This is a genomic window from Dictyobacter vulcani (genome assembly GCF_008974265.1).
Lineage (GTDB): Bacteria > Chloroflexota > Ktedonobacteria > Ktedonobacterales > Ktedonobacteraceae > Dictyobacter > Dictyobacter vulcani.
The window spans coordinates 395,456-421,202 of the sequence record NZ_BKZW01000002.1 but is presented as its reverse complement, the minus strand read 5'-3'; the positions used below and the strand labels follow the sequence as shown (position 1 = coordinate 421,202).

The window sequence follows — 25,747 nt, the reverse complement described above, 5'->3', positions numbered from 1 at the left end:
GCTTAGATAGTGTTTGATTCCTACCCTCGTCTGGGAGTCGGGGAGTGTGCAGCCAACCGCACTCGGGCGCTCAAGCGCCCATACATCTTACAATGACAGCTCGATTATCGTATATCAAGCATATCCAAAAGCCATCGCTCTTATGGTTAGCTGCGTGAGGCAGTTGCCTACTCTATCTCGCGAATGCTGCGTAAGAGCAGCGGCAAGCTGTTCAGCACCACCATCATCAGCCCACCAAGCAGGAAAACCAGGGTTGGACCGAATTGGTCGCTGAGCCAACCAGCGAGCACATAGCCAACAGGGAGCATGCAGAGCGAGCCGAGATGATCAATGCTGACGACGCGGCCTAGCTTCTCATTGGGGACCAATTCGTAAAGCAGGTTGGCCCAGATCATGCCCATGGTATTCATGCCGAAGCCAACGCCAAAGGCGGCGGGCAGCACAACAAAGACGAGTATATTCTGTGCAATGGGCAGACTGAACGCAAACAGAGCGAAACCGCTGAGAACGTAGGCGAGGAAGGCGATGGTGCCACGATGGCGCAGGCGCACCTGGCCAACAAAGATGGCCCCGACGATGCCTCCGATGGCCGCGCTGGTGCTAATCGCGGCCAGGAGCCAGGGGCCGCTTTTATACACGGCGAAAACCAGCCTGGGTAGTGCGACGGACATGGCTCCTGCATACGCCACAAGCCCGAACGTGGCGGCGATCAGCGACCAGCGCAGCCAGGTCGAGTTGAGGATAGTGCGAAAACCATCGCGCATATCCAGAAACATCCCTCGTAGTCCATTGGCCGACGTCGTGGCAGGCTTTTGAACGGAACGCGGCAACGAGCGGAGCACCAGGAGTGAGCAGACAGAGATAACAAAGGTGAGGCCGTCGAAGGCGAAGGACGCGCTCGCCGATCCGTTGGCCAGCGCGATCAAACCCGCGCCGAGCAGCGGCCCAAGGAAGTCGCCACATTGTGAGCTGAGTTCGGTCAGTGCGTTGGCCGAGGAGAGGTGGTCTTTCTCAACCAGGTCCGGGGTGATGGCGCGATACGCTGGATTGAAGATGGAGTGGCAGAGGCCAAAGAGCACCGCCAGCACAAAGAGATGCCACACCTGGAGCTGATGCAGCCAGGCCAGGGCCGCGATAGCCAGCACGGTCAGGGCACGCCCACTTTCCGCGCACAACAAAAGGAGACGGCGCGGCAGACGGTCCGCCGCGACTCCGCCCAAGAGCGTGAACAGTAATTCAGGAATCATCTTCGCCATCAAAAAGAAGCCCATAGCCAGACTTGAACCGGTCAACTGGTAGACTGCTACCGCCAGTGCCATGGTGAACGCGCCATCGCCCAGTGTCGAAATGGTCTGCCCCAACCAGAACCAGACAAAGGTCCGCGAGAAAAGGGCCTGGGTCAGGCGCAGACCCTTGCGTTGTGTTGTCACTGTGCTCATACTCTTTCTCCTTACACGAGGCTCCTGAGAGAAGAATGTCTTCCCGCTACGATTTTTGTTCCTCGATTGTATCAGCCAAAGAGGTTAGAAGGGGTCCTAATTGGACTGAAGCCAGTGTTTCCAGGTCACCTGAGGTACAAAGGGCAGAGAAGTTGGAGTGGAGGAGTGACAGATGGTCCAGGGGATGTAGCGGTCAGTAAAACTTTTGTGACTGGCAAGCTACGCATTTCTGCTCAGCAATGATCCTTCCAGACGTCAACGCCGGCGTACAAGCTCTGCTCAAAGCAACGAAATCCGTCCAACATCTTCCTAATAAAGGTTCTCCTTCAGCCAGTTCATGGTGGGTACCATCAACTGCTTTGACTGGTTGCTGACAAAGTCAGAATCATAATTTCTGTAATAGCATTCCGTTTTCATCACCAGGGCGAGATGTAGTGTGTACAAGTGGCATCTTTCATCCTCTTCGTGCGTAAAGGTGGTCTTGCCATAACTTCGCATACTTTCGGAAACACCCCCCAGGGCTAACGCCCGGAATTGTGCTTCCATCAAGGGGTCTGCCCAGAGTGCTCTCTCAAAATCGATGATGCCGGTGACCTTGCCATCCCTGACAAAGAAATTCAGGTCCCAGGCATCCCAGTGAACCAGCTGAGGTATGGTAACAGCCTCCAGAGAGGAAGCGTGTTTCATGACAACTTCACGGATTTCGTCAATGGCATAGCCAAAATCCGCATGTTTGCTGGAACCATCTTCCAGCACAGAATCCATGATCTTGATGAAAGTTTCTTTCCAGGTCTCACCGCGCAGGTCGCTATTTCCATCATAGCCAAAATACGTACCCGTAAAACCATTGATCTCGCGAACAATCACGCCGATCTGCTGGTCAAGCTGCACCTGCATCGCCGGGGAAAAGGATGCTTTCACATGCTCGTAGTTGTCTCCTGCCAGCTTCTCCATGAAGTAATAATCTGAGTCACATACATCCCTGGTCGTATCAAAATAATAAATCTCTGGGACGGGGATGGTCGGGTTCTCACGCACCAGACGCAGAGAGGCGACCTCGGTCGTCATGATATTCTTTTCATACGCCAAAACTTCAGCATCCTCAGGCGGCGCGATCTTTAAGATAACCTCCCTCCCGTCAGACAGCCGGACGGTATATGCCGCGTTAAACCACCCCTCCTTTAGCTCACGCATCGCATCTTCACCAGTTGCAAGTGTGGTCCCGCCAAATGCCCTCTCAACCATCCGTGCCACCTGCGCCCTCGTTTTCCTGTTTTTTGTTTTGCTTTCCATATTCTTCTCTGCTTTCTAAAAATATTACAGGCGGTCTGATCCTGGAGCGTTTTCACATAAAAACACTTATAACAAAACGTAAATCACAATCTTCTAGCAAGACAAATTTTATCATAAGATAAGTGGCTATGTAGCAGTTGCTGTTACTTTTATCCTTGGGGTGACGATTGTTCATTTTATCTAGAAGCATGCGAAAGACTAATTTGCTTCCTATTCCAAGTATTACTGGGCTACTTTTATCCCTTGACAGCCTGCTATGGCTGACTTATACATGAGTCATCCCAGATTTTAGGGATGAGCTTGTGAAAGAAGCGAGCATTTCTCCTCAAGAAGTGGAGAAATGCTCGCTTCAGTTCTCTCCAAGAAAAGCGGTTGATGAAGTGCTTCTTGCTGGTGATCTCCTTCTCCTAGAAAACCAACGGGAGAAAAGAGAACAGAACGAAGACGTGTTCACACCAAGAGCATCACCTCGGTTTCCAGCGAGAAAACAGGCATCCATGTTTTGTGTGCGATCGCTCCATATGCTGGTTGCGATCGTTGTGCTGGATGAACACCGGTCACACGCCCCCGCGGTCAGGCAGTCCTGGCCATGGAATGGTTCAGCGGTGGTGCAGGCTCAACGCCTCATCAGAGCATGGTCACCGAGACCGTTGGCTGGCCTCGGCCCGACAGGGACTCCCAGTGCGGAGGCACACTTTGCCACAGCCGGCTCAGCGCCATGCGCATCCGCGCAAAGGGAGCATGAGCCTGTCGGCAATGGCGACCCGTTCGATGACAGTAGCGGCGCAGCAGCCAGCGGCGCAAGAGCGTGTAAAACGGCGCCAGCAAGGTGAGCAGAAATGCGTACGCCAGTGCTGCCAGCAGCAAGAGTTTTTCCCGTGGTTCCCACTCCCACACACGGGGGCTTTGGAAGGCCAACTCACTTTTGTTCTCTTTCCAGGTTAATTCGATTTGCCAGCGACGGGCATACGCAAACATGATCCTCCAAGCATCGTCCGCATTGGCGATCGGCTCAGCGGTGAGCAGATACCAAGGGAGGCCACCTTTGCGTCGGGCTACCACCAACCACAATGGTTGTTCACGATGGTCTGGGTGCGTAACGGGCAAAGCGAGAATGCTGGCCATGACCCACTGGTGACGACGGCAATCCCAGACCAGACGTTGTTGCCATCCCCGTTTGCCACGTGCGATTTTCCAGGCAGCGCGCCGTTGGCCTTGTTCATCCACCAGCTGATAGTCTTTTTTCCAACGCAATACAAAACGAAGCGAGAAGGCCACGAGCAAACCAAGCCAGAAACTGCTGGCGAAGCCTTGGTCAAAGACATGCATCACCTCGCGCCCCCAGAGCAGAACTCCTTGCAGCAACAGCTTGGCTTGCTCATCGCGTTTGAAGGAGGCACGCGCCCCGCGGCTGGTCCACCAGCGCATGCAGGCCAACGCTGGAGGGTCAGCCGACTGGTCGCAGCCCACCAGGACTACCGCTAGCCAATGAAGGCCAGGCACAAAAATGGGGCCACGAGGCGGGGTGTAGTAGCCCTTCTTCACATGGGTAAGTCGAGCCGCCTTACTGGAGCGCACCGGACCAAGATCGTCAGAAGCGATACTTTCCGGCTTCTCCCAAGCGCTCTCATCCCAGAGCGCCAGCGCATCCATTCCAGCCTGTTTCCACGTCGCCAAACGTTGGGTGGCTCGATGCCAGAGATAGGATCGGATCAGCTCGGCAGACCATTTGGAACAATGCAACAGACGCGAAAGGCGCTTGGTGCCAGCTGGGGCTTTGTCTGGCGTGTCGAGATAGCCACCCATTTCTGAGAGGAGCAAGCCATTCACTCGATCACGGAAAGTCAAAATCACCACCACGGTTTGCAACAACGTTCGCACGAGCCGCTTATCAATGCGGGTATCGACTTCGATGAGCAAGGGTGCAAGAAACTGAGCAAGACTCCCATACAATCCCTGGGCCATCTTGTCTGGAGGATATGGTGGAACTTGTGGCTCCTCAAGCCGTGTGAGATACTGAGAAGACATGAAAAACACCTCCTGGATTGACTGAATATTCGTTACTTTCTTCAGTCTCTCTCGGAAGGTGTCTTTTTACAAGCCCGACCTTAAAATTCGGGATGACTCATGTATGTTATCACGAATTGATTGGTTAAACGTATGGATTCTGTAGATCGCGCGCTTCTGGAGACGGACCTGTATATGCCATCAGGTTCCAGGACGCCATTGCCTAAGTATCACATCATCAAGGAGATTATGCTGGGGCAGATTGCGGATGGGAAATGGGCGGTCGATTCGCTGATCCCTTCGGAGCCGGAGCTGTGTCGCGAGTTTGGCGTTAGCCGCATTACGGTGCGCCGCGCGATCGCTGAACTGGTGCAGAATGGGAAGTTGCGTGCCGTGCAGGGGAAGGGGACGTTCGTGGCGTCGCCCAAGCTCCAGGAGCATTTTGTCCAGCGCGCCTTCGGCTTTTTTGAAGATATGCAGCGGCGCGGCCTGGTGCTGACGACCGAGGTGTTGCGGCAGGAGGTTATTCCGGCTCCAGTGGAAGTTGCTTTACAGCTGGGGATCCCTCCACGCGAACCTGTGCATATAATTGTACGCGTACGTTCGGTAGCAGGTGAGAAGATTCTGGTCTCGACAACCTATATTCCTGAATATCTCTGTCCAGGACTGGAACATGATAATATTTCCACCGGTTCGCTCTATCAGCATCTGCACCAGCGTTACCAGTTAAATATCGCGCATGGCAAACGTAGCCTGGAGGCGGTGGCAGCTGGACAATGGGAAGCACGTTTGCTTGATATCGCACTCAGTAGTCCCTTGCTGCGCCTGGATAGTACCGCCTATCTGGCCAATGGACGAGCATTTGAGTATTCTCAGGCATTACAACGTGGCGATCGCGCACGCATCGAAGTCGAATTTCTTCCCGCCAGCAAATAACGGTCCCGTTCATTATCCAGTTTTCTATCTATCTATCTATCTATAAGGAAGGGGGGGAGATTATGACTGACGAGGGATGCTCAGCGCAAGGCGCGGTCCTGGCCTTTGATGTGGGAGGAACGCGCATCAAGACTGGAATTATCCAGGGCGATACGATGATCAGGGGAGAGGTTGTGGCGCTCAATCATACTGCCGGGGCTCACACAGATGATGTGCTAAGCAGGATTATCAATATGGGCCGGTCGGTCCTGGCACAACATGAAATTTCCGCGATCGGTCTCTCAATCCGTGGCATCGTCGATCCACAGTCCGGTATGATCCTCGATGTTAATGAGACGCTGCGCGAATTGATCCATGTTCCGCTGGGCGAGCAGTTGTCTCGGGAGCTTGGGCGGCCGGTCCTGGTTGAAAATGATGCTCGTATGTATGCCCTGGGTGAGTTTACTCATGGAGCAGGTCGCGGCGATAAGAATATCGTTTGCCTGACGCTGGGTACTGGTGTTGGGAGTAGTGTGGTGATCAATGGTCGCGTGCTGCGCGGTCAGCGAAGTATGCGCGGGATCCTCGGTGGACACATTACGATTCAGGCCGATGGACCACGTTGTAGTTGTGGCAATATGGGTTGCCTGGAGGTGCTAATAGGCACAGCCGCTTTAAGCCGCCAGATCGAGGAGGGACTGACCAGTGACTCTACTTCTATCCTGCATACGACCGACCACACGCCACGTCATCTCTTCGCGGCGGCGGACCAACACGATCGGCTCGCGCTCTCGATTGTCGATCGATTTGCGCGCCACCTCGGCTGCGGCATCGTCTCCTTGATCCATGCTTATGATCCAGATGTGGTGGTGCTGGGTGGTGGCTTTATGCATTCTCATCACCTGTTCCTGTCAGCAGTACAGGCGTACGTCAGTGCCCATGCCTGGACGATTCCACGTGGCCGTGTGGTCGTGATGCCCGCCACGCTGGGGGATACAGCGGCCCTGTTTGGCGTCGCCCAGGCAATATTTCATCCAGATATTTATCTTTAAACATGATGCACAACGAATATAAGCGGTAGATTCGACTCTTGCGGTCAATTACGGAGGATTTTAATGATGAAGGATTTGCATTCTTTTAGTGGCATGGATCTGCGCCTCAATAAGGAGCAGTTACGCCTGGATTTTGGTGCGGATATCTTCCATCCCGATGGTGAGGTGCGGACGCTCCAGCAGGCACGGCCGATGCTGGCGGATACACAGGCTCAGGGACCTGATCATCTCTACACTATTTATATGGACATTGGTCGTAAGGAGGATTTTTCTGCCATTGAACAGCAAGGACTCCTCTATGGCTCGGTTGTCTATAATCATGGAACGCTGGGGCATGAGCGCTTACGCAGCCAGGGACATATCCATTCAGAGAAACCAGGAACGGGCCTGCGTTATTCGGAGGTCTATGAGTTCTGGACCGGCCATGGCCAGGTGTATCTACAAAAGGAGTGTGCGCCAGATGTGACGCGTGCTTACCTGGTTCCGTTTGGGCCGGGTGATAAACTGGTGATCCCTTTCGGCTGGGTCCACCTGGTGGTGACGGAGGGTGATGAGCCGGTCTCCTTTGGCGCCTGGTGCGCGCGCGAAAATCAACTGGAGTATGAGCACCTGCGCTCCCTTGGCGGACCAGCCTACTTTTTCCTTGCCGATGGCACACTGGCTCGTAATCCACGCTATACGACGGTACCTGAGGTACGCTACGCCACGCCTGCGGACTTCCCACTGCTCGGCATTCCCACCGACCGGCCAATGTATATACGTCCTGGCAGGAAAATCCTGAACTCTACGAGTTTATGGCTAATCCTGAACTGGTTGGTGATATCTGGCGCGATTTTTAGCTTTGATCTACCTCCCACGATGATCTGAGAGTCAGCGGATACTGAGGTGTGTCCGCTGGGAATAGATCATCTTGCTTTATTCGCTATGCAAGAAGGTTGGTTTTATGTCTGTCAATGCATCTGTTTATCGTACTGAGCCGATCCATGTGTTTCCGGAACTCCAGATAAAGTCGGGGTATGCTCATCTGGCACGTCAGATTTTCACGCGCCTACAGGACAATTATTCGACACTGGTCGTCAGCGTTGATGGCTTTGTCGGTCTGCCCTGGACACCCTTTATCACCCGGCTACGTACAGCCCTTGAGGGGCTTGGTGTGGAGGTAAAGTGGTTCTCGACGGATAGCTGTTTGCTGCCTGAAGAGCGGCTGGATCAGGTTTTGGAGAGCTATCTGACCGATGATCCTGTCTTCGGCAGGTTGTATCATGGCACGCTGGCTGAGCTCTGGGATGAGTCGGCGGTAGCACAGTTGCGTACGGGGCTGGAAAAATCAGGCGGTATTCGTATTGTCTATGGCTATGGCGCGTCACTCTTCGTTCCTCAGGGACTGCATGTCTATGTTGATGTGCCAAAAGATCGTGGTCAGGCATTGGCTAGCCAGGGCCAGGTCTATAATGTGGGCTCCCAGCAGCAATTTCCCTTTGCTCAGACGTATAAGCGTTTCTACTTTGTTGACTGGCCGATGCTCAATCGCATTAAACGCCAGGAGCTTGGTCGACTGGATCTCTATGTGGATGGGACGTCCTGTGATGAGCCACGAATGGTCGGGGGAGATGAGTTCCGTCGTGCTCTGCATGCGCTGGCACAGCAGCCTTTTCGTGTGAAGCCCTGGTTCGCGCCTGGACCCTGGGGTGGACAGTGGATGAAAGAGCAGTTTGGCCTGCCTCCTGAACAGCCCAATTATGCCTGGTCCTTTGAGCTGATCGCGCCGGAGAATGGCTTGCTCCTGGGCAATGGTGAGTACTCTATCGAATGCGCGTTTGACTACCTGCTCTGGCAGGAGACCGATGCCGTGCTGGGAGTTCCGATCGCCGCGCGCTACGGGAGCTACTTTCCGATCCGGTTCGATTATCTGGATACGATGGGAGGCACAAACCTTTCCTGCCAGGTGCATCCACGCGTTGACTATATTCGCAATGAGTTCGGTGAACCCTTCACTCAGGACGAGACATATTATATCGTGACCTGTGATCCCGAGGCACAAGTCTACCTGGGCCTGCGCGAGGAGACGGACCTGGAAAGCTTTAAGGCTGCGGCCTATGCGGCACGCGATCATAAAGAGCCATTTGAGATCGATACCTATGTCAACAGCCAGCCCAGTCATCCTCACGACCTGTTTCTGATTCCCAGCGGCACGGTCCATTGTAGCGGTGCTAATAATCTGGTCCTGGAGATTAGCGCCACCCCGTATATCTTTACCTTTAAGATCTACGATTATCTGCGTAGTGATCTGTCAGGCAATCTACGCCATGTCCATCTGGACCATGCCTTTGCCAATCTTGAACCCACGCGCCGTACTGACTGGGTACGCGACCATCTGTGCCCCACCCCTACACTTCTACGCGCAGGCGACGACTGGGCGGAATATAGTATTGGCAATATTGAGCAACTCTTCTTTGCCATTCATCGACTGGAGTTTCACGCGCAGATCGATGATCAGACCGCTGGCAAGTTTGTCGCGCTTAATCTGGTGGAAGGGGAACGCTGCGAGATCCTGAGCGAGGGCAATGCTGCGGTTGAATTGCGCTTCGCCGAGAGCATTATTATCCCGGCCAGTGTCGGCAACTATACCCTGCGTAATCTATCACCAGCCAAACCATGCAAAGTGGTGAAAGCCTTTGTCAAATAGCAATACAACCGATAACACTATCTTGATTGGAGCAGAGCATTATGTCTATACAGCAAGGAACAGATACAGCACTTGTGCTGTATGATCGTTATCACCAGCTTGGTTTGCAACTGGATCCACAGACGGGCTTGATCCAGGGATTACTGCAAGGCGAGAAGACACTTCCGCTACGCCTGTCGGTTGAGATCAGTACGGAGGGCTATGAGACGCGCGGCTTTCCTTTTGGGCTCACGTATCAGGATACGCATCAGATTACCGCAGTGCGTCGCACTGACGCTACTCCGCTCTATCGTCTGGATGGTGATCAGGAGACGTACACGGTGGTCACGGAGGCTGAAAACTGGCAGCTGCACTGGCACTATACTTTCCGCCCACGGCATCCACGTCTGGAGCTCTCGTTTGAGATCCGTCCTCTACAGGCTACAGAGGCAGAGCCGGCGACGCTCCGCGATGTCCGTCTTTCCCTCACGTTCCAACCTGATGATCTGAAGAGTTGGCACTTTGAGGCTCCTGGCAACAAGATTCGACCAGGCATTGCAGCGGCGGCGCTTGAAAAGGCCACCAGGATCTCATCCATTGGAAGCGTTGATGGCGCCGCTGGATTGATCGCGCTCCATCAAGCGAAGGAGCAACAGGTGATGGTGGTCTGGCCATTCTGTCGTAGCGAGATCGGCGCGGTTAGCGCCCAGGCGCAAGGCGATACATTCCAGATCACGCTCAATACAACTCTGGCCGGTCGCCTGACTGCCAGTGATACACTGATCTATCGTGCCATTGAGCTCGATGCTCTGAACAGTAGCTGGGAGGAGACACGCGATCATATCGCTAGCTGGTATACGACGCTGAATCTCAATACACCCAACGATCGGCCAGCGTGGATCAACACCGCCAGCGTCTTTGAGGTGCAGATTGGCTATGCGCCTTTCTGGGGTGGCTATCGCTACGCGCCATATCCAACCGTTCAGGATCTCGCTGCTGATCTAGAGCGTATTAAGGGACTGGGCTTTAATGCGATCGAGATTATGCCACGCCAGCCATACCCCAGTTATAATGTCCATGACTATGCTGATATCACGACATCCTATGGAGATGAAGAGCAGATGCGTGCGCTGGTGCAAAAATGCCATCAGCTGGGGATTCGTGTGCTGCTGGATATCCTGATGCATGGGGTGATCGATCAGGAGGGGATAACGCAGGTCGCAGATACCGTTCGCTCTGGTCCCTATGCTGACCGCCTGGATGATAATATTCCCATTGAAGAAACGCTGCACCTTGAGGGTAGCGATGCCTACCTCATTGCCTGGAGCCGCCATATTCTGGACTTCGAGCCTCACTGGCGCGGTGGTTCACTCCCGCGCCACCCCCTGGCCGATGAACATCCCGAATGGTTTATGCGCGATTCGGCACAAAACATTATTGGCATGTACACCAAAGCCTTTAATGTGGCCAATCTTGCCTGGCAACAGTATTTCTGTGAGGCGACGGAGACGCTGGTGCGTAAGCTCGATATCGATGGCTTCCGCTTTGATGCACCTACCTATAATGATCTGCCTGACTGGTCCACAGCGACACAGAAACGAGCCAGCTACTCTCCCCTGGGAGTCCTCTCGCTCTTTGAGCAGCTACGCCCTCGCCTCAAAGCCCTGAAAGATGATATTGTGCTCTATACCGAACCATCCGGTGTGCTGTTTCGCCAGGCACTCGATGTCACCTACAACTATGACGAACACTGGTTGGTCAACGCGGTACTAAGATCGGTGCCAGGACAAACAGATCAGCACACGGGAGCAAGAAATGGCCGGGAACTGGCGGCCTGGTTCCGCGATCGCAACGCCGTCCTGCCACCGGGATCGCTGATTACCCATCATATCGATTCGCATGATACCTTCTGGTGGCCCGGCGCGGGCAAGAAGTGGCGGCGCGAACAATTCGGCATTGAGGCCACACGCGCCTTGTTAGCGATCTTCTCGCTCAGCGGCGGTGCCTATATGACCTTTATCGGTGGCGAAGAGCAGCTCGAAGAGCAGATACGCCTGGTCCACCGCCTGCGCACAGAGCTCCCCGAGATGCGTGAAGGCAGCGTGTGCTATACTGCCGTCAACGTTGACCACGAAGCCATTTATGCCGTTGTTCGTCATCAGGGCGAACACAACTCGCTCCTGCTCGTCAACGTATCCAACCAATCTATCCAGACAAACGCCCATCTCGATCCGCACCAGCCAGGATTAGAGCACGGCCCATATGCATACCACGACGCCTGGCACAGCCCATCTCAATCCCAACCAATCCAGGATCTACACAACATCCCATTAACCTTCGAACCCTATCAGGTCCACCTGCTCGTCATACGCAAAGATCAACAATAATCATAATCGTACACACGTATTCATGGGTGTGAGTGCACCCACACCCATGAATAAAAGAAAAGAGATAAGGTATCCTGCCTGCTATTTTTTTATATCTTCTCTGAGTCGGTTCATGGATTGATCTTTCCTCCAGTTGGATAGAGTGGTAGAGAAGACGATGGGGGGTATAATAGAGAGGAGTAGATTTTCTGTCATTTTTGCTTGTTGCGTTGCTAATGCGGCTGCTTATTCCACTTTAAAGTGCAAAAAGGGGGTTTTCCATGGTAAAGATCTATGCAGCGCTGCAAAATTCGTTGGCATGCATAACTCAGCATGGAGATGACTGGCTCGCAGATCTGCAACTGCGAGACTCTGAGCCACAATGTATCGCGGTCGATCCTGCTCATCTGGAACGTATCTATTGCGGTACAAACAATCATGGTCTATGGTACAGTATTGATGCCGGTGCCAACTGGAAACATGTAGAGACAGGTATCACCCACAGGCAGATTATGTCGGTCGCGGTCAGCCCGCTAGAGCAAGTACATGGCTATGGGGTTGTGTATGCGGGGACCGAGCCAAGCGCAATCTTTCGTTCTGAGGATGGAGGCGTAAATTGGCACGAGTTAACGACATTACTGCAACTCCCCTCGGCTCCAACCTGGAGCTTCCCGCCGCGTCCATATACCAGTCATATCCGTTGGATTACGCCTGATCCTGTCCAAGCTGGACGCGTCTTCGCGGCGGCTGAAGCAGGCGCATTGGTACGCAGTCTGGATGGTGGTCAGACCTGGGAAGACAAAAAAGCTGATGGGCCTTTTGATACCCATACGCTGATCATGCATCGCCTGGTGCCCAACCGACTCTATTCAGCCGCTGGCGATGGTTTTATGCATCCTGGTAATGGCTTCGTTCAGAGTGATGATGGTGGTGACACCTGGTTCCGGCCCGATCGTGGACTGCAACATCATTATCTCTGGAGCGTAGCAGTTGATCCCGCCGATCCAGACACGATTATTATCTCAGCGGCTCACGGACCACAGGAGGCGCATAATCCCATGCGAGCCGAGTCGGCTATCTACCGCCGCACTGGCCATAATGATTGGCAACAGATCAGCGCCGGCCTACCCGCAACTCATGGCCTGTTGGCCTCTGTTCTCGCCACAAATGAAGCGGAAGCAGGCGTCTTTTACGCTGCCAATAACAAAGGCATTTTCCGTTCCGCCAATGCTGGCTTATCCTGGAATGAGCTCCCAATTCAATGGCCAGCGAATATGTCTCCAGGAGAACGCATACACGCACTAGTTATTGTGCCAGTTTACTCGGCCGATGCGTTGGACTCAAGATAGCTAGAAGCCTGGCGTGTGAACATTGACCAATACTTTTGGCCGGCCTTCATTAATTCGTCGTGGGTCCCTTGCTCGACGATCTGACCATGCTCCATCACAATGATCTTGCAAAGTAGAAAAACATACATTACATTATTTATTTAATATTAATGGAGAAAAAATGTTGGCAGTCGTTTTGTGATGTGGGTGCTGATGGAAACGAGTGGAAAACCATTGGCCCAGGTTGCTCGCGACCCTGGTATCTCTTGGGATATCTGAGCCCGACGCACTATGAAGAATTGATGACCTAGCCACCCATTTGTCCTGACCACAAAAGTGGATCAAGCTCACCGTGCGTGCAAAGCAATGAAAAAGCGGTCGTTTGCACCTGATGTTCCTCTTCAGCTGAGCGGCTCGGCGATTGCACGACGCTGACGTCCATACTGCCTTCGCCTCTTGGCACGGCTCCCGCATCCTTGCATACTGCACCACTGACGACGGCCATTCTTACTGGTGTCAAGAAAAAGCCAACCACATCCCTTGTTGCCCGGGCACTCCTTCACCTGATGAAGGTCTTGTGAGGTGAACAGTTCTACTTCTCAGCGTTGTATGGGTGGAAGCGAACCGAACTCGCTTTTTTGTTCTTGAGCACATCTTCCCTTCTCATGTTCATCATTCATATATACCAGGGAATCAGTTGACTTTCAGAATAGGTTATAACTCAAAGCGTTCACAACAACCTCTTCAGTAGTAGGATTATACCTTCCTTCAGCCGCATCCAGATAAAAGATCGGCCATAAAGATATCCGGCTGCGTAACACATACTACCGTCCATGAGATCACCCTATTAAGCTCGCTCATTGTCGCTTGCGTAGCACTGGACCAGGTATGAGGATCGTTGATCCTCACCAAGTATAGAAACTGTCCACCCCATAGGTTCCCAAGGCCAGGGAAAGCTCGCCTCCATGATGGATCTCATGTTCCATGACATGCCAGACAATCCACTGCCGTGTATGCGGAGGCTCTTCCTCTTTCCCATGGCTCCGTCGCCATTCCTGCTGAGAGGCTGGAGGTACAATAAGCTGTTCCAGATCCGCAGAGGTCCAGCGGTCCAGGGCGGAAGAGATCACGCGCCAGGTCTCCTCAAACATGGCGACCAGTTCAGCGGCCTCAGGCACAGCTGACTCATCGCTGGACGCCCAGCGGTCTATAGCGGCCATAGCGGCATTTTCTTCCCCCATCCATGCAAAGAACCAGTTGACGCGTGCACCGATCATACGGGCGAGAAGCTCTCCGATGGACACGGAATGTGGCGCCCCAGAGAGGGCAAGTTGTTCGGAGGAAAGCGGTGCGATAGTTTTGACAATGGCTTGTTGATAGTTCTCCCAACCTGGTTTATAAAACGTGGCCAGAGGAGATACCTGTTCTGTCATAGCTGTCTGCTCCTTACTTCTGATCATGTGCTCCCATGAGGAGGAGCGTGAGTATCATAGCACAGAGAAAGGAGCAAAACTTCTTCTATCTTGCTCTTCTTGCCACGCAGGATCACCGCTGCGCATTCCAAAACGCGGTCTCAGAATCGCACTGATATGCCTGTTGGGAAATAGAATAAAGGGGTGATTGGGAATGGTTTCATGCTCAAGCATCCTGGCGGAGGATAAGCTCCTCAATTTCCGTGCCACGGGCGTTGGCGTAGCCTCGTCCTTCGCCACAGACAGTGAAGCCGCATTTCTCCAGGACGCGGCGCGAGGCCAGGTTATCCTTTGCTACGCGGGCAAAGATGGGGCGCACTTGCACCATATCTAGCAAGGCTGTGAGCGCCTGGGTGGCGATGCCCTGGCCCCAGTAGGACTTGCCAAGCCAGTAGGTGACTTCTGGTCCATCCATCTCTTCATCTCGATAGCTCGCGACACTTCCTGCCACTTGTTCCCCAGAAATAATCGTCTTATTCGTGGTGCTCTCATCATTGAGAATCTTCTGCCAATGGTGCATAAAGGCTTCGCGGTCAGTTGGGTCTTTGGCTGTAAAGGCCGCCATATAGTTGGCCTCGGGATCTAGCTGCTGCTCGTAAAAAATAGGCAGGTCGTCCGCGATCACGTCTCTTAAGAGAATCGGCTTAGGTATGGAATTTGGGACGTGCTTACTCATTTTACTGATGCCTTTCCGTGCTTGCTGAACAGTCTACTCGCGTGCAGGTAACCACGCACACAAACAGTTTCTCTTCCGGGAGAGGAGTGCCTTGAGATGAGTCTGTTCGTAACTTATATGTATCTATTCTTATTCGCATAAGCGAAAACGGAAATCGGGGAAGATATTCAAAAATTCCTTTTAGGAGTAGCATTTTGCTTCGAGCTATGTGTAAATCGCAGGATTCTGCCGTTTCGCTCTCAAAGAATCTCTAAGTAGTTGTTTGCATATACCCGTAATGAGAAGAGCGACCATGAAATGTGAAGAGATGCTTATCATTCAATGCTTAAACACATGGAGATTTGACAAATTTTGTTATTTTACGCATAACATGCATAATTTCCATGATCTCTTAACTGCTTGTTTTAATGGTATTGAAGAACTAAAAAACTTATAAGGTATTGAACATTCAAAGTTACTATGTTACATTTATTTATATAAAAAGATAAAAACTAATTTTTATTTTATATACATCTAAGGAGGTAAAAACTAATTCTGAAGCAGAATTTTTTGGCTCTCCGCCCTTCGGGGAAGAGGGGAGGGGGAGGGTTGCGAGGACACCTCGCGCTCCGTCAGGGGCTGCCGCCCCTGCACCCCGCTTTCCCCCTAATGGGGGTAGAGCTACGTAAGCTGTCACCAGCCGCAAAGTAGCAGTTATGAACGGTAGAAAAAGCATGAAGTTCCTGTTTTGCGTGGAGTCGGAACTCGCACCATTGTAAAAAGCTTAAAAGCCGATTATTCAGGCTGTCATCTGGTCAAAAAAGGTGCTTGTTCCGTTTCTATTCAGCAATTCGGTACTCGTCTGTCAAAGCTATGTGCCTGAAAAGATAGATAGAACCTTTCAGAGTAAACAATGCCCGCTACTCTGCCCCTGGTGACAGCTTATGTAGCTCTACCCCGCTAAGGCTGGGATGCGCTGACCCCAAGCAGAGCAATCAACTCCTAGAGATGCTCAGTACGATCTGTGAAAACCTTTCTCGCAAGGCCGATGCCATTGAGCGCGGCAGGGAATCCTGCATACCGCCATCTGTTGAGTCGTTTCCACCCACGGAATGCGCAACGAAGCTCAAAAAACCGAGCAGATAAGAAAGCGTTCGCCATCGAAGCTGATTTCTTCGCGATGGTGCGTTATCTCTTGTTTCAAACTTGCCCGCCTTCATCACAGCGTTGCCAGGAGAAAAGTTCCTCACGTCTTTTCTGTCGTCATGCTTTTTTCTACAGGCTGAGCACTGCGTGAGCGAGTCGGCAAACCAGAGGAACGACGTCTTCAAGACGACGTGCAGGCCCAGCAAGAGCCTCGAAGGACTCAAAGCTCAGGAGAGCATAGAGCACAGTAACGAGCTCGTTGAGTGCGTCTGGATCTGCATGGTCGTGTTCCCCTACGATGCGCTGTACGAGAACCCGAAGACCTTTCCGTCGCCGTTCGTCCCGTGCTCGTATCACCTGCTCGAAATCAGGATCAAGGGCCGCGAGACCGCGCAGACGACGAGTGACGAGCCGATCAGCTTCCCAGAAATGACCAAAGATGCGAATATATTCATCTAACCCCTCACGCGGATCTGGTTGACGGAACGCCAAAGCGAGCTGCTCCATTTCGCCAGTCACTGCTAGAGAGTCGCAGAGTGCTTCGAGCAGACCTATTTTGGAGCCAAACTGATGATAGACCGTCATGCGGGCCACGTCGGCTCGACGGGCAACCGCTTCGATGGAGAAGCCGGAAAAGCTGGCGCTTTCCATCAGCAATTCGCGAGCCGCCTGGAGAACGCGGGATCGAGTCTGTTCGCTGGCCGCCGTGACCCATCGTGTGAAATTGGGTTCGCTCGTCGCCTGTACGGCCTTCCGCAGTCCGGCACTGCTCGCCAAGATGGTTGATACCATCGATGAGATCAGTGGGGGACGCCTGATCCTCGGACTCGGTGCCGGATGGGATGGACCTGAGCAACAGGCATTCGATATCAAGAGCGACCATCGTGTGGACCGTTTCGAGGAGGCGTTGCAGATCATCGTTCCGCTGCTGCGGACAGGGCGAGTTGATTTCGCAGGCACGTACTATCAGGCGCAGGACTGCGAACTACGGCCTCGCGGGCCACGCCCCGGCGGCCCTCCGATCCTGATTGGTGCCAAAGGGCCTCGTATGTTACGCCTCGCTGCGACCTATGCCGACCTCTGGAATGCAGAGGGGCCACTGCAAGGACTTGAGCAGATCAGTTCACAGCAAGCAGTAGGCGATGCCGCGTGTACCGCTATTGGACGTGACCCCGCCACGCTTGGTCGCAGTGCCTCCGTGGTGGTCAAACTCCCCATGGCACATGGATGGTCTCACTCTTCTGCACAGGGGAAGCAACCGGGGCCAACGTCACCTGAGGAAGTTGCCGAGATGCTCCGTAGCTATGCTCGCGCGGGCCTCTCTCATGCCCAGCTCTGGCTTATGCCCAACACGCTCGCTAGTCTGGAGTGGTTCAAGACGGTTCTCGATCTGCTAGACCAAGGTGAAGCGTGATTTCAACGCTAAGTCCGCGCAAACCATCTGAGTTTTCCAAGAGGAGGGAATCATGGAACTGCACATTGTCAACGAGAATCCCAAATATCCCCCGGTCAAGCTGATTGAGCCGACAACGCTTGGGTACATTCATCTCGCCGCAGTTGTACAGCCTCGCCAGGCACCATTCATGCCCATCAGACGCGAGAAGGGCCAACTGATTGCAAGGCTCAAGTACCTCGCGCAGCAGCTTGAACAGCTTGAAGCGTTCGAGAAGGCGACCGTCTTTCACGCCATCGTGATGGCACCATCCAGTGGTTATGTCAAGCAACACCGCGACTCGATTCATCTTCCTCGCTATGATATCGTCGTGCTTGTTGAGACACGGTCACCTGAAACCGCGCGCCAGGTGCAGAAGACGGAAGAATATGCCATGCTGGTTGATGCTCTTAGCAGCAAAGCCAGTGATCTGCACAGCATCGTCGCACGCAACGTGAAGCGCGTTGGGGATGTCGAGAAGAGGCGCAAAGGGATTTTTCTCTTCAACTACTTTGTAGGTGAAGACTCACAAGTGACTTTGGCCCTCTGGGACTATCTGGCTGGCTGGTATGCCGTGGAGACAGGAATGGACAATTCCACCCTCCTCCTCCCACTGGAGGGAGAGCAGTCCAACTATACCATCATCAACCACGCGCGCTGGAATGGACTGTTGAGCTTTCTGTGGCAGCAGGTTACTAAGAAGAGCTTCAGGACTTATATGCAGGCGAATCTCAATGTGAACCATGTTGGGGCCATGCCCATTTTCTATCATCTTGCATAGGGGGAAGCGGATTTCTGTTCGCAATCCGACAAGCATTTTCAGTTCGGCTTATTCCGTGGTGATGATACGCCCACGTCTACCTTTGAGCGCTACCGTCACCTCATTGCCGAGCTTGGGTGGCCTTCGCATGCTTGCATCAGAACACCCGACCCCAAGCGGGAATGCAGGGGTCTGGTGTTCTGATGCAACTCATGTATTATCTAGCAGAAACTTTCATGAGGAGGAAAAGACTTCGTTGCTCGCTCTGAGGAACCTCCATCTCACCAAAATGTAGCCTGATGAGCAGTTCCTAATTGCTCATATCAGACTGCATACATGGCCTGTTTTCTTTTCAAAACATGTCCCGGACACACGAAGCGCGCCAGATGTTCAGGTGGCAGACAGTCGCCCAGCCCCACTGCCAGATCAAGCGCCTGGTCGTAGTCCCCCTTTTTGAATCTTCTACTTATACTTACCAGCATATCTTGATGAAGCGTTTGTAAAATACGCTCAAAGACGTTCGTAGTCCATCACCGTCCGCTCATTCACCACATTGCCGGTATGCTTTGTAGATTTCGGTTCCAGCAGGAACACTTGGGCTTCTTCTTCTGCTATTGGCAGGTGCTCAACTCCTTTCGGAACGATAAAAAACTCTCCTTCTTCCAACCTGACATCACGATCACGCAATTTCAAGAGCAATGTGCCCTTGATCACCAGAAAGAGCTCATCTTCCCTTTCGTGCATATGCCAGAACAACTCGCCTTTCAGCTTCGCAAGAAGGACATAGGAGTCATTCAACTCCCCAACAATTTTCGGAGTCCAATGCTGCTCGAACGATGCGAATTTCTCAGTGAGGCGAACTTTCTCCATGAACCATCTCCTTTTTTTCTTATGTATATCTCGTTTCATTCTTCCCCAGCCAGATGAGGAGAGCCTGAAGCGACGGCTGGCGTGTTCGTACCATGGGCCTGTTCCAAGATTATGGTCTCTCTCTTTCCTTGTCTCCAGCGTGTTTCCATTTTATAGCAGCAGAATGGTTAATGACCATTGGCAAAAAAGACCACCTATAGAGGTAGTGCCTCTTTTTTACAGGCTCGAAGAAACGTGGCAGGACTCCTTTTCTCCGACAGACTGCTAGCTAGCCGACACGTTGTTCGGTACCCGTTGGTCCGCCGCCTCTTGTGGTGAAGTATGTCTTCTCCGAGAGATAAGCAAGCTTGAGAGTAGCCCGAACACCAGAGCGACAGCCATCACAATGAGAGAGCCTCCCAGGTCTGGTTTGGTCGTCATCAGGAAGACAATCCCAAGCAGCAGAACCGCCGTGGTTTGCGATGTCGTCCAGAGGATGGGGTTGTAGATGTGCTGAGAGAGCGCGAGAGAAATCTTCCCCTCTGGGGCTGAATGCTCCAGTTGCTTGATGAGGGCTCTTCTCCGTGGCCCGATGAGCACAGCATTGGTTGGGAGGATCAGGATCAAGCTGATCAGCGCGACGAGAATCCAGCTCGTCAGCAAGCTCCAGACCGACAGGGCCAGGTAGAGTCCTGCGATGAGCAGCACGAGTCCGCTGCCGTCGCCGAACGGGCCTGACAGGTCATTCACATACATGAGGGCACGCACTTCTTCGACGCGCTGTGCTCGCCGCAGGCCCACCAGAATGAACAGCCAGCTACCAATGCTCAGAAAGTAGCCAATGGCTCCGATGATATGCACAAACAGGACGATGGTATAGATGCTCATGATCTTTCTCCTTAACAGCATTTCAGGCAGTTGCGCCAGCAGTTTCTGTTCACATTGCCACTATAAGTCACTTTGGCAGAGATTCTACTCATACCTCAATGTGTGCTTAAGAGGGGGACACGGTAGCATGTTTGAGACGCTCGACGTAACGATCAATCACGGGTTTTGCTTCGGGGATAGGCGCAAACTGGAACAGATGGGACAGGCCCTCTTTCTCAATGAATTCTAGATCAACGCCTTTTTCGCTGAGAAAGCGTTTCCTTGCCGGAGAGCCGGGCCTGTGTTTCACATCTCAGGCCCGAATGGCATTGGTGGAAGCTCAGGCTGGCTCGTGGGCTGTCGAGACGACCACACCCCAAAACCGAGCCAGGCCAACCCGAGGAGGAATAGCACAGTGCCAGTCGTGCCAACTGCCGGGAGAAGGAAGCTCCCGCCTAAGTTGAGCACTACCCCAAGGATGAGCGGTAGGCCTACCCAGCGCGTTAAGACGGTGGTGCGCAGCATCGCTACGCCGAGCGACACGCTACCAACTACTCCCAGCAGACTTCCGACAAGAAAAAGGATCAGTAATCCTTGTGGGGGCGACCCTTTCAGGAGGGAAGGGGCCGCCGATGCGAGGAACGGCAGAATGACGGCTGCGATGGTATCATTAACTACTCCCGTGATGAGAACGTAGACAAGTGTGGACAGGAAACCGATCAGCCCTAAGAGACCTACTCGTTGGGCTTGTCTGCTATACATCCCAGGCAACCCTACGACGATCAACATGTCGCCAATGATGCGAAGCAGAGCCGCTGTGGCGGCGATAGGACTGGTAGGATCTTCACCCGTGAAGAAGACGGGAACGGTAGCAAGAGCAGCAAACAAGCCCCCTATGAGTAAGCTGATCCCGCTCAAGCGATACAGTGTTGTTGATGACATGGTGTATTTCCTCTCTCCTTGTTTGACATCGTTTTTCTCTTGCTCACGTTGTCTGTTCTCCGCTCGCGGGTCACGGCGCGAGTGAAATGCACTCTTGATCATTTCTGTTTCACTCGTCGCCTGCGTTTACTTGCCCGAGAGCCGTGCAACAACGGGAGCAAAGGTTTCCAGGTCCGGTTCGAAGACACTGATGTAAGAAATGCCAAAGCGCTCACGATTAGCCAGCACCTGTTCACAAATCTGATCCACCGAGCCAACCAGGGTATAAATGCCCTGGGGGGACTGCTGCTCTCTGCTGGTCCGAGACCGAAAGAGCGCAGCGATCCTTGGATCGATTCGCTGTTCTGTCTCTGTCCTGACCCCTCCAATTACAAAGTTGCCAAGCTCAATCTGGGCGAAGCGGTCTCCTGCCGCCTCGCGAATCCAGGCGATTTGCTGTGTCGTTGCCTCCGCCGTCGCCTCGGTCATGTCAAGGCTATTGCCGTCTGGTGTCACAGGAGGATTGAGAGTAATGATGTCGGCGTAGCGGCCAGCAATCGACAACATCCGTTTCCCGCCACCTGAGAGCAGCAGAGGGGGATGGGGATGTTGGAAAGGTTTGGGAAAGACCTCAAATCCGTTCAGCGAGTAGGAGCGACCAGCAAAGGTCATCGGCCCATCGGAGAAGAGACCTTTGAGCACCTGAACGGCTTCCTCTAGCCTACCCACACGTTGACTTGCGGGATCGAAGGGAATGCCTGCCATCTGGGACTCTCTGGCGATCCATCCTGCACCCAGTCCAAGCTCGAAGCGTCCTTCGGAGAGCAGATCAAGTGTGGCAACTTCTTTGGCAAGCAAAGCAAGGTGCCGGTAATTGATGTCGAGGACCAGCGTTCCCAGACGCAGCGTTCGGCTGGCCTCTGCTGCCGCCATGAGCGCTAGCGTGGGAGAGAACTGGTTTCCCAGGTGGTCTGGCACCTGCAGGACGGAGTAGCCAAGATCATCGACGTTGTGAACTTTGGCGATCCATTCGTTCCTGGTGGCGGCCCCGAGCAATGTGACCCCAAAACGAAAGGGATGGGATGTACTCATACTCTCTTTCTCCTTCTCGTTCCCGTTTCAAGCTATCGAGGCCTTTTTGCGCATCAGGCGGATCGAAAGCTGTGCGATCCAACACCCGCTCACAATGATGCCAATTCGTGCAATGAGTCCTACTGGCCCCCCGTCCAACAATTTGAAGGTGAGGACGAAGACGACATCAGAGGCGACGACCAGCAGACCTGTGGCAACCGAATACCAGGCCCAGCCGCGCGAGGCTGGATCGGCGGCCTCGCGCCGTGCCAGCACGAAGCAAGCCGCAGCCAGCGAGATGAACTGCAGCTGACCAAAGAGATTATGAATGGTTCCGGGAACAGTTGTAATGCTCGACGCTCCGGGTGGGTAACCCAGCACCGGGTCGGTCACGAAGATCCCAATCCCGATGAAGGTGAGGCCAAAGATGCCGAGCAGGATGGGTCCCCAGGTAGAACCACATCCGGTGCGCAGGACGCGCCTGAGCCCGATGGCAAAAGCGAGCAGGAGCACTCCGCTGACGATGTAGTTGGTAATTTGGATCCACCCACCAGGCCCTAGTTCGAGCGAGCTGTCGGGGATTTGCCAGGCATTGTAGCCAGGACGTGTGGCTCCAAGGATGAGAAGAACAACAATGTTGCACAGCGAACCAAGGGCACCGCAAGCCAGGAGCAGTCCCGTCGCCGTCGACTGTTCTCCAGTACTTTGCGCTAACGTTTTCATGTGTTTTTTCCTTTGCAGTAAGACCATAGAACCATTCTCTAGAAAGTCTCGTACCTACGCTGTTCCCATTTGAAGATACCGAAGAAGGCCAGCGTGTGCTGACCGCTTCCTCCCATTCAATCAGCGATGGCCTGGTAAGCCAGAGTGCTGAAATCGCGAGAGATGTCGAGGGCCATGGCGCGCTGGGTGAGTATAATGCCTATCAAATCCTCTTTGGGGTCACAAAACCAGGAGGTGCCCAGGCTACCATCCCAGCCATAGCGGCCTGGAACCGAGGCAAGATCGTCTCGCCGGGTCTCCACAGAAACCCCGAAGCCCCAGCCATGCGTCTCGAAGAAGTCAGGAAGCGGAGGGCTCGACACCGCTTTCTGGGCAGGCGTCAACTGGTCAGTAATCATAGCCTCAATCGAGAGCCGCGACAGGATGCGTTCGCTGCCATGCCTGCCTTCTGAGAGCATCATCTGAGCGAAGGCCAGGTAGTCGTCAAGCGTCGAGACCAGCCCGCTGGCCCCGGACGGGAAAGCGGGTGGATGGCCCCACTGGCTCTCCTGGACGCTATCAAAGAGTTCGAGAGCCCCGCTGGCCGGGTTGGGGATGTAGCTGCTTGCCAGTCGATCTCGTTTGTCAGCCGGAACACTGAAGCCGGTGTCTTTCATACCAAGTGGCTCGAAGAGCCGTTCGCGCAGGAACGTCTCCAGGGGCTGACCGGAGACGCGCGCGATCAGCACCCCCAACACGTTGGACCCTATCCCGTAGAGCCACCGCTCCCCAGGTTGGTACATAAGTGGGAGCGTGCCCAGACGGCGAAGCCACTCATCGGGATCGGGCATTGCCTGGGGGCTGGCGGCTGGCCTCATCCCGATCTGCGACTCGTTGGCGGCCTTCAGGATTGGATATTCCCCTGTTGGCGCCAACAGGAGTCCAAAGCCCAGCGTAAAGGTGAGCAGGTCGCGCACCGTGATTGGACGCTGCGCGGGCACCGTCTCGTCAAGCGGCGCGTCGATGCGCCCCAGCACCTTGCGGTTAGCCAGTTCCGGCAGCCACTTCTCCACCGCATCGTCCAGGTGCACTTTGCCTTCTTCTACCAGCGTCATCGTCGCTGCCGCTGTGATGGGCTTGCTCATTGAACTAATGCGGAAGATCGTATCGCGCCGCATCGGCTCAGAACCACCGAGCGACGTGTTGCCCACGACATCGAGATGGATCTCGCCACGTCGGCAAACGCCCATGACAATGCCAGGCACCTCGCCGCGCTCCACATAGCCCTCCATGATCCTACCCAGGTGTAACAGCCGCTCACTGGACAAACTTTCGGTTTTCATTATCTCTTTCCTCCTTACCGATGTTTCGGCATCAATCATTTGCTGGCGCGTGTGCCGATGGTAATGCGCACAAAGCGCGCAACAGGACCTGGCTGGGCCTGTACCTCCAGACCCGCCTGTTCAAAAAGCGCGCGCATCTGCGCCGTACTGTGCACACGTGGATACAGCCATGTAAGCCAGGCTGGGGCAGTGAAATCGGCGAGCAGAAAGGAGCCTCCGGGTCGCAACACGCGGGCGACCTCACGCACACCGGCGGCCTGATCGCGCCAGTGATGAAACGAGATGGTCGAGAGCGCGAGATCGACCGAGGCATCCTCCAGGGGCAATGCCTCACCAGAACCCCGGTAGAAGTGAGCCTCCGGGGTAAGTTTGCGCGCGACTTCTAGCATTTTTTGCGCCGGATCGACCCCCAAAAGGTGTGTCTCCGGCCAATAGGCATGGACTTTCCGCAAGAGCATCCCGCTCCCACAGCCGATATCCAGCACATTCGCCGGTTGGAAGTGGCTGGCTGCTTGCTGTAAGACGGCAGTGTGGACCGGATCAAACAGGCGTTGCTGCATCCAGGAACGTTCGTACGTCGATCCCCAGCGCTCGAAGAGTTCCACATCAAGTGTGGAGGAGTTGTCTTTCATACATCTCTTTTCTTTCTCTGTTCATTTTGAAGAACAGCGTGTTTGCTACCGAATGTGGTATTCTCTAGAGAGGAGAATACAAGGAAGAGCCCTCGGAGCCAAGCACACATCAGGAGAACCGTTCTCTACCGAACAAATGCCCCTGATTGTTCACAAAAAAAAGAGGTGACATCCGTGAAACAGCAGAAAAGAGATCGACGTTCCCAACGCACTCAGCGCCTGGTAAGTGCTGCCTTTGCGGAAATTATGACAGAAAAATCCTATGAGAAGATTCTGGTCCAGGATATTCTGGATCGGGCGGGGATTGGTCGCACGACCTTTTATGCCCATTATTTCGATAAAGAGGATGTGCTCAACCATATTGTAGAGCAGGAGTTGGCGATGCTCACTGGTCACATCGCCCAGGCCGCGCAGGGACAACGGATCATCCCTAGTCTGGAACTCTTTGTGCATGCGTATGCTTCTGCGAATCAGCAGCTGCGGGCACTGATATGTAGTAGCGCGGGCAAACCCTTATTGGACGCGTTACAGGCGGCGCTTTGCCGCATGATTGAACCGACGCTCAGCACCCTTTGCACAGAAAGACGCTCTCCGCCGATTCCTCTGCCAGTGGTCTCCGAGTACCTGGCCGGGGCCTTTCTCACACTGTTCAAGTGGTGGGTCACGGCTGATATGCCCTATCCACCAGAGCAGATGGATAGCATTTTTCAGCAACTGGCGCTACCCGGAGTGTGGGCCATGCTCAAGGAAAAGTAAGCAGCAATCGGCGAGCATACCTGAGATTCTCTTGCTACAGCGGCCTTCACAAAGATTGAGCTTTTATGCCATAATA

The 25,747-nt window shown here is 53.7% G+C and carries 24 protein-coding genes; 9 read left to right on the top strand and 15 right to left on the bottom strand.

The genetic code is table 11. The features are described 5' to 3' along the window. Positions 1–167: 167 nt before the first annotated feature. The 3 genes from KDW_RS19790 to KDW_RS19780 all read right to left on the bottom strand — a co-directional run bounded on the left by KDW_RS19790 (position 168) and on the right by KDW_RS19780 (position 4,760). On the bottom strand, positions 168–1,439 hold the full coding sequence (locus tag KDW_RS19790; RefSeq protein WP_151757693.1) for an MFS transporter: 1,272 nt from the start codon (positions 1,437–1,439) through the stop codon (positions 168–170). A gap of 309 nt (positions 1,440–1,748) precedes the next feature. Further along, the gene (locus KDW_RS19785; protein ID WP_151757692.1) at positions 1,749–2,732 is read right to left on the bottom strand and encodes a phosphotransferase family protein; all 984 of its coding nucleotides are present in this window, start codon (positions 2,730–2,732) and stop codon (positions 1,749–1,751) included. A 627-nt stretch (positions 2,733–3,359) separates the two neighbouring features. Further along, positions 3,360–4,760, bottom strand: a complete 1,401-nt coding sequence (locus KDW_RS19780) for a hypothetical protein (RefSeq protein ID WP_151755362.1) — start codon at positions 4,758–4,760, stop codon at positions 3,360–3,362. 132 nt (positions 4,761–4,892) lie between these two features. Here KDW_RS19780 and KDW_RS35085 point away from each other — a divergent pair, with 132 nt between their 5' ends. From KDW_RS35085 to KDW_RS19750, 6 genes are all read left to right on the top strand, one after another. Continuing rightward, the gene (locus KDW_RS35085; protein ID WP_151757691.1) at positions 4,893–5,675 is read left to right on the top strand and encodes a GntR family transcriptional regulator; all 783 of its coding nucleotides are present in this window, start codon (positions 4,893–4,895) and stop codon (positions 5,673–5,675) included. Between the two features lie 62 nt (positions 5,676–5,737). Next, complete coding sequence (locus KDW_RS19770) at positions 5,738–6,706, top strand: ROK family protein (protein WP_151757690.1); 969 nt, start codon at positions 5,738–5,740, stop codon at positions 6,704–6,706. 63 nt (positions 6,707–6,769) lie between these two features. Further along, positions 6,770–7,573 (top strand): glucose-6-phosphate isomerase family protein, encoded by an 804-nt coding sequence (locus tag KDW_RS19765; protein ID WP_151757689.1) that lies wholly within the window; start codon positions 6,770–6,772, stop codon positions 7,571–7,573. A gap of 76 nt (positions 7,574–7,649) precedes the next feature. Continuing rightward, a complete protein-coding gene (locus KDW_RS19760; protein WP_151757688.1) occupies positions 7,650–9,392 on the top strand; it encodes a class I mannose-6-phosphate isomerase in 1,743 nt (580 codons plus the stop codon). A gap of 41 nt (positions 9,393–9,433) precedes the next feature. After that, positions 9,434–11,758 carry an alpha-amylase family glycosyl hydrolase gene (locus KDW_RS19755; RefSeq protein WP_151757687.1) on the top strand — a complete coding sequence of 775 codons (2,325 nt, stop codon included), beginning with the start codon at positions 9,434–9,436 and terminating at the stop codon, positions 11,756–11,758. A 260-nt stretch (positions 11,759–12,018) separates the two neighbouring features. Further along, complete coding sequence (locus KDW_RS19750; RefSeq protein WP_198925375.1) at positions 12,019–13,086, top strand: WD40/YVTN/BNR-like repeat-containing protein; 1,068 nt, start codon at positions 12,019–12,021, stop codon at positions 13,084–13,086. A 286-nt stretch (positions 13,087–13,372) separates the two neighbouring features. Here the strand turns inward: KDW_RS19750 and KDW_RS31890 are convergent, their stop codons facing one another. The 5 genes from KDW_RS31890 to KDW_RS19730 all read right to left on the bottom strand — a co-directional run bounded on the left by KDW_RS31890 (position 13,373) and on the right by KDW_RS19730 (position 16,989). After that, complete coding sequence (locus tag KDW_RS31890; protein ID WP_162005423.1) at positions 13,373–13,528, bottom strand: hypothetical protein; 156 nt, start codon at positions 13,526–13,528, stop codon at positions 13,373–13,375. After that, positions 13,467–13,628: a CGNR zinc finger domain-containing protein gene (locus tag KDW_RS36025; RefSeq protein WP_198925374.1), complete on the bottom strand. Its 162-nt coding sequence runs from the start codon at positions 13,626–13,628 to the stop codon at positions 13,467–13,469. Before KDW_RS36025 ends, KDW_RS31890 begins: the two co-directional genes overlap by 62 nt. A gap of 342 nt (positions 13,629–13,970) precedes the next feature. Beyond that, positions 13,971–14,498 carry a DinB family protein gene (locus KDW_RS19740; RefSeq protein WP_162005422.1) on the bottom strand — a complete coding sequence of 176 codons (528 nt, stop codon included), beginning with the start codon at positions 14,496–14,498 and terminating at the stop codon, positions 13,971–13,973. Positions 14,499–14,703: 205 nt separating this feature from the next. Further along, positions 14,704–15,213, bottom strand: coding sequence for a GNAT family N-acetyltransferase (locus tag KDW_RS19735; RefSeq protein WP_151757685.1), 510 nt, complete (start codon positions 15,211–15,213; stop codon positions 14,704–14,706). Between the two features lie 1,254 nt (positions 15,214–16,467). After that, positions 16,468–16,989, bottom strand: a complete 522-nt coding sequence (locus KDW_RS19730) for a TetR/AcrR family transcriptional regulator (protein WP_233097873.1) — start codon at positions 16,987–16,989, stop codon at positions 16,468–16,470. Between KDW_RS19730 and KDW_RS19725 the strand changes: the two genes are divergently transcribed. Continuing rightward, the gene (locus KDW_RS19725; protein ID WP_151757683.1) at positions 16,958–17,752 is read left to right on the top strand and encodes an LLM class flavin-dependent oxidoreductase; all 795 of its coding nucleotides are present in this window, start codon (positions 16,958–16,960) and stop codon (positions 17,750–17,752) included. The two genes, KDW_RS19730 and KDW_RS19725, sit on opposite strands and share 32 nt — an antisense overlap. 52 nt (positions 17,753–17,804) lie before the next feature. Further along, positions 17,805–18,551 carry a hypothetical protein gene (locus tag KDW_RS19720; protein ID WP_151757682.1) on the top strand — a complete coding sequence of 249 codons (747 nt, stop codon included), beginning with the start codon at positions 17,805–17,807 and terminating at the stop codon, positions 18,549–18,551. 489 nt (positions 18,552–19,040) lie between these two features. On the opposite strand, the gene KDW_RS19715 is transcribed toward KDW_RS19720, so the two are convergent. From KDW_RS19715 to KDW_RS19685, 7 genes are all read right to left on the bottom strand, one after another. Beyond that, the gene (locus KDW_RS19715) at positions 19,041–19,400 is read right to left on the bottom strand and encodes a cupin domain-containing protein (RefSeq protein ID WP_151757681.1); all 360 of its coding nucleotides are present in this window, start codon (positions 19,398–19,400) and stop codon (positions 19,041–19,043) included. Positions 19,401–19,664: 264 nt separating this feature from the next. Continuing rightward, positions 19,665–20,267: a DUF2269 family protein gene (locus KDW_RS19710; protein ID WP_162005420.1), complete on the bottom strand. Its 603-nt coding sequence runs from the start codon at positions 20,265–20,267 to the stop codon at positions 19,665–19,667. Between the two features lie 285 nt (positions 20,268–20,552). Next, positions 20,553–21,188 carry a hypothetical protein gene (locus tag KDW_RS19705; RefSeq protein ID WP_151757679.1) on the bottom strand — a complete coding sequence of 212 codons (636 nt, stop codon included), beginning with the start codon at positions 21,186–21,188 and terminating at the stop codon, positions 20,553–20,555. Positions 21,189–21,314: 126 nt separating this feature from the next. Then, positions 21,315–22,259 (bottom strand): TIGR03621 family F420-dependent LLM class oxidoreductase, encoded by a 945-nt coding sequence (locus tag KDW_RS19700; protein ID WP_151757678.1) that lies wholly within the window; start codon positions 22,257–22,259, stop codon positions 21,315–21,317. A 27-nt stretch (positions 22,260–22,286) separates the two neighbouring features. Next, positions 22,287–22,961, bottom strand: coding sequence for a DUF998 domain-containing protein (locus tag KDW_RS19695; RefSeq protein ID WP_162005419.1), 675 nt, complete (start codon positions 22,959–22,961; stop codon positions 22,287–22,289). A 116-nt stretch (positions 22,962–23,077) separates the two neighbouring features. Further along, positions 23,078–24,190 (bottom strand): serine hydrolase domain-containing protein, encoded by a 1,113-nt coding sequence (locus KDW_RS19690; RefSeq protein WP_233097872.1) that lies wholly within the window; start codon positions 24,188–24,190, stop codon positions 23,078–23,080. 128 nt (positions 24,191–24,318) lie between these two features. After that, positions 24,319–24,915, bottom strand: coding sequence for a class I SAM-dependent methyltransferase (locus tag KDW_RS19685; RefSeq protein WP_151757676.1), 597 nt, complete (start codon positions 24,913–24,915; stop codon positions 24,319–24,321). Between the two features lie 174 nt (positions 24,916–25,089). Here KDW_RS19685 and KDW_RS19680 point away from each other — a divergent pair, with 174 nt between their 5' ends. Beyond that, entirely contained in the window at positions 25,090–25,671 is a 582-nt protein-coding gene (locus KDW_RS19680; protein WP_151757675.1) for a TetR/AcrR family transcriptional regulator, read from the top strand. The last annotated feature ends 76 nt before the right edge of the window (positions 25,672–25,747 follow it).

Bases quoted from the DNA above. Each gene is read 5' to 3' on its own strand.
- KDW_RS19790 (WP_151757693.1), bottom strand. From the start codon at position 1,439: ATGAGCACAGTGACAACACAACGCAAGGGTCTGCGCCTGACCCAGGCC.
- KDW_RS19785 (WP_151757692.1), bottom strand. From the start codon at position 2,732: ATGGAAAGCAAAACAAAAAACAGGAAAACGAGGGCGCAGGTGGCACGG.
- KDW_RS19780 (WP_151755362.1), bottom strand. From the start codon at position 4,760: ATGTCTTCTCAGTATCTCACACGGCTTGAGGAGCCACAAGTTCCACCA.
- KDW_RS35085 (WP_151757691.1), top strand. From the start codon at position 4,893: ATGGATTCTGTAGATCGCGCGCTTCTGGAGACGGACCTGTATATGCCA.
- KDW_RS19770 (WP_151757690.1), top strand. From the start codon at position 5,738: ATGACTGACGAGGGATGCTCAGCGCAAGGCGCGGTCCTGGCCTTTGAT.
- KDW_RS19765 (WP_151757689.1), top strand. From the start codon at position 6,770: ATGATGAAGGATTTGCATTCTTTTAGTGGCATGGATCTGCGCCTCAAT.
- KDW_RS19760 (WP_151757688.1), top strand. From the start codon at position 7,650: ATGTCTGTCAATGCATCTGTTTATCGTACTGAGCCGATCCATGTGTTT.
- KDW_RS19755 (WP_151757687.1), top strand. From the start codon at position 9,434: ATGTCTATACAGCAAGGAACAGATACAGCACTTGTGCTGTATGATCGT.
- KDW_RS19750 (WP_198925375.1), top strand. From the start codon at position 12,019: ATGGTAAAGATCTATGCAGCGCTGCAAAATTCGTTGGCATGCATAACT.
- KDW_RS19740 (WP_162005422.1), bottom strand. From the start codon at position 14,498: ATGACAGAACAGGTATCTCCTCTGGCCACGTTTTATAAACCAGGTTGG.
- KDW_RS19735 (WP_151757685.1), bottom strand. From the start codon at position 15,213: ATGAGTAAGCACGTCCCAAATTCCATACCTAAGCCGATTCTCTTAAGA.
- KDW_RS19725 (WP_151757683.1), top strand. From the start codon at position 16,958: ATGGAGAAGCCGGAAAAGCTGGCGCTTTCCATCAGCAATTCGCGAGCC.
- KDW_RS19730 (WP_233097873.1), bottom strand. From the start codon at position 16,989: ATGGAAAGCGCCAGCTTTTCCGGCTTCTCCATCGAAGCGGTTGCCCGT.
- KDW_RS19720 (WP_151757682.1), top strand. From the start codon at position 17,805: ATGGAACTGCACATTGTCAACGAGAATCCCAAATATCCCCCGGTCAAG.
- KDW_RS19715 (WP_151757681.1), bottom strand. From the start codon at position 19,400: ATGGAGAAAGTTCGCCTCACTGAGAAATTCGCATCGTTCGAGCAGCAT.
- KDW_RS19710 (WP_162005420.1), bottom strand. From the start codon at position 20,267: ATGAGCATCTATACCATCGTCCTGTTTGTGCATATCATCGGAGCCATT.
- KDW_RS19705 (WP_151757679.1), bottom strand. From the start codon at position 21,188: ATGTCATCAACAACACTGTATCGCTTGAGCGGGATCAGCTTACTCATA.
- KDW_RS19700 (WP_151757678.1), bottom strand. From the start codon at position 22,259: ATGAGTACATCCCATCCCTTTCGTTTTGGGGTCACATTGCTCGGGGCC.
- KDW_RS19695 (WP_162005419.1), bottom strand. From the start codon at position 22,961: ATGAAAACGTTAGCGCAAAGTACTGGAGAACAGTCGACGGCGACGGGA.
- KDW_RS19690 (WP_233097872.1), bottom strand. From the start codon at position 24,190: ATGGGCGTTTGCCGACGTGGCGAGATCCATCTCGATGTCGTGGGCAAC.
- KDW_RS19685 (WP_151757676.1), bottom strand. From the start codon at position 24,915: ATGAAAGACAACTCCTCCACACTTGATGTGGAACTCTTCGAGCGCTGG.